The organism is Henriciella mobilis (assembly GCF_003576285.1).
Lineage (GTDB): Bacteria > Pseudomonadota > Alphaproteobacteria > Caulobacterales > Hyphomonadaceae > Henriciella > Henriciella mobilis.
The window spans coordinates 813,116-821,549 of the sequence record NZ_QWFX01000006.1; the positions used below are offsets into that span (position 1 = coordinate 813,116).

Here is an 8,434-nt window from a genome sequence, read left to right on the forward strand (position 1 = left end):
CGGTCATGCTCCCTCAATTTGAAACCAATGCGGCCTTCATCTGGGCCATCGTGATCATCGGCATCACCGTGCCGGCGCTTCTGGGCATCTATGCCGGGCTGAAGGCGCGCATGGCCAAGCGCCGGCTTGAGCGGCTGCAGGCGAGCGAGACGCGATGAAGCGCTGGATGGCCATTCTGCCGCTCGCGGCGCTGCTCGGCTTTGGCGTGCTCGGCGCTGTGCAGCTGATGCGTCCGCCGGAGGAGAGCTTCACCGCCAAGACAGACCGGGTCGCCCCTGATCGCGTCTTTCCCCTGCTGGACGATGAAAACCGGACGATCGGCTTTGCGCCGCCGCCCGGCGACAAGCCTGTCATGGTCAATCTGTTCGCCAGCTGGTGTGCGCCCTGCCGGGCAGAGCATGCCGACATTACCCGGCTCGCCCGGGCGCATCCGGGACAGGTCTACGGCCTTGCCTACAAGGACGCGCCCGAAGCCACGCGCGAATTCCTCGCCGAGCTTGGTAACCCATTTGTCGAGATTGGGGTCGACCGGAGCGGGCAGGGCGGCCTTGATTTCGGCCTGACGGGCGTGCCGGAGACATTCGTGATCAGCCCTGAAGGCAAGATCATCCTGCACGTTCGCGGTGTGCTCGATGAACAACGCGCAGCGGAGGTCAGCGCGGCGCTGGCCGGCTGACGCCTATTTCTTCTTCTTCTTCTTTTTCTTCTTCTTGTCGGTCTTCGACTTGTCCGCCTTGTCGGCCTTTGCCGCTTTCGCGGTCTTCGCCTTCTTGGGCTTGGCCTTGGACTTGTCAGCGTCCTCGCTCTCGGCGGCGGCCATGTCCTCGAGGACTTCAGCCTCTTCTTCCGGCCCCCCAATCGAGGCCAGGGATGCCAGGAAGCCGACGCGGCGATTGGCCCGGATCATGTCGAGGACCTGCTTGTCGGCAGCTTCGACAGCCGGCAGGGCAGCTTCGTAAGCTTTGCGCCCCTTGGCCAGAAGGGACACCGTCTTGGCCCGGCGGTCCTCCTTGGAGTCCGTCCGCTTGATATAGCCGGCGCGCTCCATCCGTCCGACCATGTCGGCGAGGGTCGAGCGGTCGATCCCGGTCTTGTCGACGAGGCGCGACTGGCTCTGTCCTTCTTCGCTGGCAAGCGCGGCGAGCACGGCGAACTGGCGAAGTGTCAGGCCCTGCTCTGCGAGGGCGCTCGAAGAAAGATTGACGGCAGATTGCTGCGCACGGTGCAACAAGTGGCTCGGCGACGCCGACAGATCAAATGATGCCTCTGCTTGTTGCTCAGTCATCGCAACCTTATCCTCGTTTGTATTCGACATAGTCTTCTAATCACTTTCCCATGTGGAAACAAACCGTGTGCGGATCAACACAATTCCCCAATAGAGCGAGACAATTGCAGCATCATGACAGACAGCATCGCGGAGAATTTCGAGCACCGTATTCCCGAGGACGATGACCGCGAGCGTCGCGTCTGCAATACGTGCGGCTTCATCGACTACCAGAATCCGCGCATTGTTGCGGGCTCGGTCGTCGTCCGTGACCGGAAGATCCTCCTTTGCCGCCGTGCGATCGAACCGCGAAAAGGCTACTGGACGCTGCCGGCCGGCTACATGGAACTGGGCGAGTCGATCGAGGAAGCGGCCATGCGCGAGGCGCGGGAGGAAGCGTGCGCCACGATAGAAATCGACCGGGTGCTCGGCATGTATACGGTGCACCGCATCGGCCAGGTTCAGATCATGTTTCGCGCCGAGCTGGTCTCGGATATTCGTCCGGGACCGGAGAGTCTTGAGGTCGGCCTGTTCGACTGGAAGGATATTCCCTGGTCAGAGCTGGCTTTCCCGACAGTGGTCTGGGCGCTCACCCATTATGCCGAGAGCCGGGGTTCAGACAGCTTCGCGCCCTATGGCAATCCGGCAGGCACCGAAGCGATCACCCGTCAGCCGCCGGTTCCTCCTCGAGGTGTTTGAGTGTGTAGGGCACATTGGCCGCGCCGAAGATGAAGGTGATCACCATGTTGCCGAGCTTCCAGTTCGCCCAGATATCCTCGGCATCCTTGCTGCCGAAGGTCATGCCGAGAAACTCGTAGCTGCCTGCCGGTGCGATCAGCATCCCGGCGAATTTCAGCGGCTGTTCGAAGCCGGGGGCGTAGGTGCGCCACAGGAATTCGTTCCACACGGCCATTGCGATGAAAAACAGTCCCCAACGGATGGCGAGCTGGTTCCAGGCATGGTCCGGCAAGGCGAAGACCGAACGGAACATGACCCGCCAGACATTCTGGCCGACGGCCATGCTGCCGAAGATGATCGCGGCCAGGAACAGGTTCTGGATGGTTGGTTTGATATAGATGAATGACTTTTCCTGCAGGAGGATACCGAGCAGGCCGAACCCGCCGACAATGCAGGACGTGATGACGAGGAAGGGCGGAATCGGCTGCTTGTGGCGCAGCTTGTTGACGATCACGCCAAGGGTCAGCGCGATCAGCGCGGCGGTCGCCCAGTAGAGCGCCGAGTCCTTGTTGATCCAGGCATTGTCGAGATTGATGATGCGCAGCGCATTATAGATCAGCACGAAGCCGATAACGGGGACGAGGTCGCCCCAGATCTGGTTCGCCTTGTCGGCGGCGGTGTCGATACCCGGTTTCTGGTCGGTCATGTTCCTGCTTACGAAGCTTCGGCTGGTCTGGATGAGCTGAGCTTGTCTCGCATGAATGATCGCGCACCGCCAGCATCGAGCAGCCAGGCGGCTGCAATGTAGACTGCGCCCCCGGCGGCGGCCTTGCAGAAAAGCTCGGGCCAGCTGCCGAAGTGCGGGACAAGCGCGACGGCGGGCCACATGGCGAGCGAGGCCAGGGCGATCTTCGCGAGTTCCAGGAAGGGCATGGGCAGGGCAATGTAACGACGCCCGCGCAGGGCGATGATCAGGATGCCGAGGGCATAGCTGCCAACCGTTGCGACCACAGCACCGATCAGGCCGAGCATGGGGATAAGCACAAGGTTGGCCGCAATGTTGGCACCCGCCGGCACGAGCATGAGCAGGGCCTGTTCGCCTGTCTTTTTCGCAAGCTGGAAGGCTTCGGTGTAATAGTGGATCAGCAGGCCGTTCATCAGGCCGGCAAAGGCGATCCACGGGATGATACGGGTCGCTCCGTCGCGCACATCCTCGCCGATCAGGGCTTCGGCCAGCGGCTCTGCAACAAGGGCTAGGCCGGTCGCGGCCGGAAGGCCAATGAGCAGCATGGTCGAGACCAGTCCGCGCGCCTGTTCCCGCGCAGCCGCCTCTCCTTCTTCTTCCCAGGCGGCCATGACCAGCGGCGCGCCGGCCATCGCCGCCCATGCGCAGAGTAGCAGGATCGTCTTGTCGGCAACGCCATAGCCTGCTGCATAGGCGCCGACGGATGCCTCGCCGAGGAAAAGCGTGATCAGGAACCGGTCGGCGGCCGATAGCAGCAGGTCGAGCGACAGCGCGGCGGCTACCGGCAGCCCATAGGAAAGATAGACCCGGCGTCGGGCGGCATCCGCATGGCCACCCTTTGCGGCGCGCGCGAGCCAGGGCACCTGGAAGACATTCAGCAGGGCGGCCGCGCAGACGAGCCCGATGAAAGGGGCTGCGGCGCCGATATGGGTGAACCAGGCAATCATCGCGCCAATCGCGAACCCGCCGAGCAGCTTGAATGAAAAGATCGCCGCATACCGCCCGACGTCCTGGTTTGCGCGGTGGGCTTCCAGCGTGGCCTGCAGCAGCGTGTTGAGCGGCAGAAGCAGCGCCATCCAGGGCAGGATGCGCAGGTAGCGCGGCATGTGTGACAGGGCGAGCGTCAGCACGAGCATGAGTACGCCCGCCATCAGCAGCGAACGCAGCAGCAGGGAGCGCACCGTCGCATAATGGTCTGCAAGATCGCCGCGTGCCTTCGCCTGTGCGGTAAAGCGGTAGGCGGCGGCCTCGCCGGGCGCCAGCGTCACGGTGTGGATCAGCGCCAGCACAGTGAACATCAGCGCATAGCGTCCATACTCCTCCGCCCCCAGCAGGCGCGTGAAGACATAGACGCCCCCGAACGAGGCCATTGCGCTGGCAAGATTGGCTGGCAGGTAGCCGGCAAGATGGCGAAAAAGTTTCATGGCTGGAGGCAGCCTTAGCAGCGAACTGCGAAAGGAGGATTAAATATCCGTCTCAAGTAGCAAGAGTCCTGCCGCAAGGACGGTCGCCGCCGCGATCCGCCGCTTGCCGAACCCCTCCTTCAGGAAAACGGCGCCAAGGATCGCCCCGAAGACCACAGAGGTTTCGCGGATCGCCGTGACCGTGGCGGCGCTTGTCATAGAGAAGGCAAGCAGGGCCGAGCCATAGGAGACGATGCTCGCGACCCCGCCAATCAAGCCGCCAATGAGCTGGGGGCGCAGCCGCGCCACAAGCTGTCCGCGCCGGGTCCAGACGGTCACCGCCGTTGTGCCGATCCAGTCGAGCAGGAACAGCCAGACGATGAAGGTGAACTTGTTCTCGGCCACGCGCACGCCATAGGCATCGGTCACCGAGTAGAGCCCGATGCCGGCCGAGGTCAGCAGCGCCCAGACAAGCGCTGTCTGGTTCAGCTTGCGGGCCTTGGCGGTGGCGCGCTCGGGCAGGGCAAAGACGATGAGCGCGGCCGCGGCGAGCGACAGGCCGAGCCAGCCAAGTGCGCCCGGATACTCGCTGAGGACGATGACCGCGAAGATCGCCGTCATCATCGGCCCAAGGCCGCGCATAACCGGGAAGACGAGGGACAGGTCCCCGCGGTGGAGCGCGCGGATCATGCAGAACTGGTAGATCAGATGCGCCCCGATCGCCATCAGGATCGGTGGCCAGAGGCCGGGCTCGGGCAGCGGCACGAAGAACGCAAAGGGTAGCATCCCCAGTGCGGAGGTGAGCGCCAGCACCATGCGGGCGCTGAGCACGTCGCCGCCCCGCTTCACAACGAAATTCGCCGTTGCCACGGTGACGGCCGAAAGCAGGCAAAGCAGGATGGGGGTGAAGGTCTCTGACATTGGCGGACATTCGCGTCTGCCACGGCGCAGCCAAAGTCAAGCTTTGAGGAAGGCGCGCACAAGGACCGCAGACGCCGTCTCGGCTCTCGTGTCCCGTCGACCTAGTAACTAGGTGGGCACCGGTTAGGATAGGCCACGGCCAGTCCCAGAGCCAGTTCCCTTGACGGAACGTAAGGTCGGCGGACAGCTGGCTTCCTCGAGCGCCGCAGCCCTTGTGCAGCCCTCACAGATAGTGTGCGTGGAGGCTCTTGGGTAGGGGGTATCGCAATTGTCATCTGCGGGCCGGACCGGCTGTGCAGATTACCATGCAGTCACAACAGGAACAGGGCTGCAGACAAGGGGTTTCGCGGTAGCCTCACGGCTGTTTGGCTGAGGCAGCAACCAACCGAAAGGAGACCCTAATGGCTCTTACGACTCTCCGCGCCCGCACGACGGCCGCTATCGCGGCTGCGGCCCTGGCGACGGGCGGCGCCGCCTTTGCGCAGCAGGCCCAGTCACAGCAAGGCGCTCAGGCGCAAGCGCAGGCGACGGCTGAAATCGATCCCGTGACGGAAGCCGAGATCGACCAGTTTGTCGCCGCCAATGCGGAAGTTGCGACGATCGCCCAGTCGGCGAACCAGCAACTCCAGCAGGCTGAGGACAAGGCCGCGGCCCAGAAGATCCAGGCCAATGCGCAGCAGAGCATGGTCGCCGCGATCCAGGAAAAGGGCCTGACCCCGACCCGGTTCACTCAGATCGTGCAGCTGGCGCGGGCGGACGAAGACCTCGCCAACAAGCTGCGCGCCAAGATGGAGGGCTAAGGCCCGCCCGACAGGGTGCAGACTTTGCATTCATCTCCCATCATCCTGCCCCGCCGGCGCGACCGGCGGGGTTTTTTTGTCTTCTGGTCGTCAACTCGCCGCAATCGCTTGTAATGCTGCACGAAAGTCTCAATGCTCGCCGGCAGTCAGCTCGGGAAGGGAAACGGCCATGCGATTTATCATACTCACGACAGCGATGGCGCTAATGGCAGCCTGCAACCCGTCTGCACCCGCCAATGACGATCCGGCGGATGCGCCGGTGCCTCCGACTGAAAACCCCCAAGCTGAGGCAAGCCCCACTCCGGATGCGGCCGAAGCCGCAGCAGATGATCCCGCGACCGCGGCGGCTGATCCGCTTCCTGCCGGGCAGTATTGCTATTATCGCGACAGTGCCGATACCACCGAGGCCATGGAGATTGAAGTCACTGAAGAGGGCGATGTTTCCGGAACCAATTACGGCAACATCCACCAGGAGGAAGCCGCCTATTATGCCAGCTTCTGGATCGAGCTGACGAATGGCGGGTTTGGCGAGGATGGGCTCTACGCGTTCGACTCCGTCACTGAGGTCGATGGCGATACTCAGGTGGGCACGATGACCTGGTCCATCACGCCTGATACGGCCGCGCCGGACGGTTTCATGGACAAACCGCTCCAGTCGGCCGACTGCGAAGGGCTGGAGGACAGGATTTTTCCGCCCATGTAACGCAAGACGCCCGGATGTGCAGTCCGGGCGCCAGCGTGTTCTGGTGCTGTGGAAGGTCTACTGGCGCTGACCCGTCAGCAGCTCGGTGACAAGCTGGGTGGCCAGCTGGACCATCATGATGTCGCCATCCACCTCGGCATAGTAGTGGCCGCTCGGCGGTGGGTTGAGGCCATAGCGGCCATAGTCGCGGATCACCCGGTAATCATCATAATACCGGCCATCATAGCGGATCGCGTCGCGCCGGCCGTCCTCATAACCTTCATCATAGGCGCGCTGTTCGTCGTTGCGCTGGCGCCACTGGTCATAGCCATCGGCCTTCCAGCCCGGTCCGCACCAGCCCTTCTTGGCATGGCCCGGCGGGCAGTGTGGCGGATCGGCAAGGGCCGGAGCACCGGCGGCAGCGGCGAAAGCCGCAGCGACGGCGCCTGCGACAGACAAGTTACGGATAGACGTCATGGTCCTGTTTCCTTTCGTCCTGCATTCTGCATGGAAGGCAAACGGACGCTCGTGGCGCCCGGTTCCGCCCCTGAGCCCGTTATCTTGCGTTCAGCGTCGAATTCCGCCCGGCCATAAGTAGATTCCTGTATGGTCAGGCGGGCGTCGGTCTTGGCACTCTGTTCCTCGTGAATTCAGGCCGAAGAGGAGGTTAGTTGCTCTGCCCCACAGGGGTGGTCCACCGGTAATGTTAGTCCGGCGGTTTCCACGTAGCGGCGTTCATGCCGCTACCTCGTCACAGTAAGGCGGTATGAACGCCGCGGGCAAGATGGTTTGTGGAGCGGGTGGCCGGTAGCCCAGAGAAGAGTGTGGGCGCGCGGTGTTGTAGTGCCGCCGCCAGGTTTCGATCAGGACTTTGGCCTCCCTGAGATCATAGAAGATCTCCCTCGCCAGCAACTCGTCCCTGAGCTTGGAGTTGAAGCTTTCGCAGTATCCGTTTTCCCATGGGCTTCCCGGTTCGATATAGAGCGTCTTCACGCCGATACGTGCCAGCCAGTCCCGTAGAGCTGTGGCGATGAACTCGGGGCCATTATCGGAGCGGATATGCTCCGGCGGGCCATGATGCACGAACAGCTCGCCCAGCGTGTCGAGCACATCACGCGAGTTGAGCTTGCGTTCGACGCGGATGGCGAGACATTCGCGGGTGAACTCATCTATGACGCACAGCATGCGGAACACCTTGCCGTCATGGGTGCGGTCCTGCACGAAGTCATATGACCAGACATGGCCCTTGTGCGCTGGCCGAAGTCTTACGCACGAACCGTCATTCAGCCAGAGGCGTCCACGTTTCGGTTGTTTCATTGGCACTTTCAGCCCCTCACGCCGCCAGATGCGATAGACGCGCTTCTCGTTCACATGCCAGCCATCCCGTCTCAGCAGGGCCGTGATCCGGCGGTAGCCATACCGGCCGAACCGTTCCGCCAGGGCGATGATGGCTGCTGTCAGCACATCCTCGTCCTGACGCGGCACGCGCGGCTTGCGCTGAGTGGAACGGTGCTGGCCGATCACACGGCAGGCCCGGCGCTCGGTTGCGCCGAGTGTCTCAACCACATGATCGACCGCTTCGCGTTTGCGTGAAGGGCTTAGAACTTTCCCTTGATGACTTCCTGAAGGATCTGGTTGTCGAGGGTCAGATCGGAGATCGCCCGGCGAAGCCGCGCATTCTCCTTCTCGATCTCCTTCATCCGCTTGGCCTGGCCAACCTGCAGCCCGCCATACTCCTTGCGCCACCGGTAGTAGGTCTGCTCCGTCACGCCGATCGAACGCACGGCCTGACCCGTCGTCTCACCGCGAGCAAGGCGCACCTCCACCTCCCGCAGCTTCGCAATAATCTCTTCAGGCGTAGATCTCTTGCCCATGTCTCAGCTCCATATCTGAAGCCGGAACTAACTCAAATAATGGACCACTTTTCAGGGAGCAGACCAC

Annotated in this window: 11 protein-coding genes and 1 other RNA gene; 5 read left to right on the forward strand and 7 right to left on the reverse strand. The window is 62.7% G+C overall.

Annotation, left to right across the window (positions count from 1 at the left end):
* The first annotated feature begins 5 nt into the window (after positions 1-5).
* Positions 6-158 carry a hypothetical protein gene (locus D1223_RS18825; protein ID WP_158586560.1) on the forward strand — a complete coding sequence of 51 codons (153 nt, stop codon included), beginning with the start codon at positions 6-8 and terminating at the stop codon, positions 156-158.
* 8 nt (positions 159-166) lie between these two features.
* Positions 167-676 carry a redoxin family protein gene (locus D1223_RS08870; protein ID WP_233352884.1) on the forward strand — a complete coding sequence of 170 codons (510 nt, stop codon included), beginning with the start codon at positions 167-169 and terminating at the stop codon, positions 674-676.
* Positions 677-679: 3 nt separating this feature from the next.
* Here D1223_RS08870 and D1223_RS08875 read toward each other — a convergent pair whose 3' ends face one another.
* Positions 680-1,285, reverse strand: a complete 606-nt coding sequence (locus D1223_RS08875) for a MarR family winged helix-turn-helix transcriptional regulator (RefSeq protein ID WP_119376100.1) — start codon at positions 1,283-1,285, stop codon at positions 680-682.
* A gap of 114 nt (positions 1,286-1,399) precedes the next feature.
* Between D1223_RS08875 and D1223_RS08880 the strand changes: the two genes are divergently transcribed.
* Positions 1,400-1,963 (forward strand): NUDIX hydrolase, encoded by a 564-nt coding sequence (locus D1223_RS08880; RefSeq protein WP_119376025.1) that lies wholly within the window; start codon positions 1,400-1,402, stop codon positions 1,961-1,963.
* Here the strand turns inward: D1223_RS08880 and D1223_RS08885 are convergent.
* The 4 genes from D1223_RS08885 to ssrS all read right to left on the reverse strand — a co-directional run bounded on the left by D1223_RS08885 (position 1,926) and on the right by ssrS (position 5,226).
* Positions 1,926-2,648: an inner membrane-spanning protein YciB gene (locus tag D1223_RS08885; protein WP_119376026.1), complete on the reverse strand. Its 723-nt coding sequence runs from the start codon at positions 2,646-2,648 to the stop codon at positions 1,926-1,928. The genes D1223_RS08880 and D1223_RS08885 overlap by 38 nt on opposite strands.
* Before the next feature lie 8 nt (positions 2,649-2,656).
* Positions 2,657-4,111, reverse strand: coding sequence for a lipopolysaccharide biosynthesis protein (locus D1223_RS08890; protein WP_119376027.1), 1,455 nt, complete (start codon positions 4,109-4,111; stop codon positions 2,657-2,659).
* Between the two features lie 39 nt (positions 4,112-4,150).
* The gene (locus D1223_RS08895; RefSeq protein ID WP_119376028.1) at positions 4,151-5,011 is read right to left on the reverse strand and encodes a DMT family transporter; all 861 of its coding nucleotides are present in this window, start codon (positions 5,009-5,011) and stop codon (positions 4,151-4,153) included.
* A 58-nt stretch (positions 5,012-5,069) separates the two neighbouring features.
* Positions 5,070-5,226, reverse strand: a non-coding RNA gene (ssrS, locus tag D1223_RS19340) — 6S RNA.
* Between the two features lie 186 nt (positions 5,227-5,412).
* On the opposite strand from ssrS, the gene D1223_RS08900 reads away from it, so the two are divergent.
* Both D1223_RS08900 and D1223_RS08905 read left to right on the forward strand, forming a co-directional pair.
* Positions 5,413-5,811, forward strand: a complete 399-nt coding sequence (locus tag D1223_RS08900) for a DUF4168 domain-containing protein (RefSeq protein ID WP_119376029.1) — start codon at positions 5,413-5,415, stop codon at positions 5,809-5,811.
* A 169-nt stretch (positions 5,812-5,980) separates the two neighbouring features.
* Positions 5,981-6,514: a hypothetical protein gene (locus tag D1223_RS08905; RefSeq protein WP_147372738.1), complete on the forward strand. Its 534-nt coding sequence runs from the start codon at positions 5,981-5,983 to the stop codon at positions 6,512-6,514.
* A 57-nt stretch (positions 6,515-6,571) separates the two neighbouring features.
* Here the strand turns inward: D1223_RS08905 and D1223_RS08910 are convergent, their stop codons facing one another.
* Together D1223_RS08910 and D1223_RS08915 are read right to left on the reverse strand one after the other, a co-directional pair.
* Positions 6,572-6,970 (reverse strand): RcnB family protein, encoded by a 399-nt coding sequence (locus tag D1223_RS08910; protein WP_119376031.1) that lies wholly within the window; start codon positions 6,968-6,970, stop codon positions 6,572-6,574.
* A gap of 258 nt (positions 6,971-7,228) precedes the next feature.
* Positions 7,229-8,367 (reverse strand): IS3 family transposase gene (locus D1223_RS08915; protein WP_119375279.1). Its coding sequence is split into 2 segments (ribosomal slippage): positions 7,229-8,109 and positions 8,109-8,367, totalling 1,140 coding nucleotides; the frame shifts between segments, so codons are not numbered across the junction.
* Positions 8,368-8,434: the final 67 nt, after the last annotated feature.